This is a genomic window from Paracoccus marinaquae, from assembly GCF_018860165.1.
GTDB lineage: Bacteria > Pseudomonadota > Alphaproteobacteria > Rhodobacterales > Rhodobacteraceae > Paracoccus > Paracoccus marinaquae.
This window is the reverse complement of the sequence record NZ_JAHKNG010000136.1, coordinates 1-710: the sequence shown is the minus strand read 5'-3', so window position 1 is coordinate 710 and position 710 is coordinate 1. Positions and strand designations below refer to the sequence as shown.

1 protein-coding gene is annotated in these 710 nt (G+C 62.4%); it reads left to right on the top strand.

What is annotated here, in order from left to right:
* The first annotated feature begins 112 nt into the window (after window positions 1-112).
* Window positions 113-691: a terminase TerL endonuclease subunit gene (locus KNW02_RS20675; RefSeq protein ID WP_216035051.1), complete on the top strand. Its 579-nt coding sequence runs from the start codon at window positions 113-115 to the stop codon at window positions 689-691.
* Window positions 692-710: the final 19 nt, after the last annotated feature.

Genomic DNA, 710 nt, shown 5'->3' with positions numbered 1-710 from the left:
CGAGACGGCGAAAAAGAAACGAAAGGAGACATCTGCATTGACGCCAACATGACGCGCAGAACATAACAACCGGGTGGGTCAGATCTCGGTGACAATGCCGGGTCAATTCTCAGTGGCAATCAACACGTCTTTGGGCGATCTCGCGGAAAAATGGATCGCGCTGCCCCGGTTCTGGGTGCCGGAGGACGACATCCTTCGCCGCGGCAAGCGCGACCGGGTGCCCTACGATACCTGGCGTGATCAGGGGTTCCTCGATGCCACCCCCGGCAATGCAACGGATTTCGCGTTCATCGAGGCCGAGATCATCCGCCTGGCGGGGCGCCACGATCTGCGGGAACTCAGCTATGACCGCACCTTTGCCGGCGAGATCGTCCAGCATCTGCAGGATGAGGGGATCAACCTGGTGCAGTTCGGTCAGGGGTTTCTGAGCATGGCGGCGCCGACCGCGGAACTTGAGCGGCTCTCGGTGTCGCGGCTCTTGTGGCATGGCGGCCATCCGGTGCTGCGCTGGAATGCCTCGAATGTCGCCGTGCGCCATGATCCGGCCGGCAATATCAAGCCGGACAAGGAACGCTCCTCGGAGCGCATCGACGGCATTGTCGCGATCTGCAACGCCCTCGGCCGGGCGCTCCTGCGCGACGTCAATGCCGGCCGCTCGGTCTATGACAGCCGCAGCATCCTGGTGCTGTAGGCTACCCGTCTTACGGAAA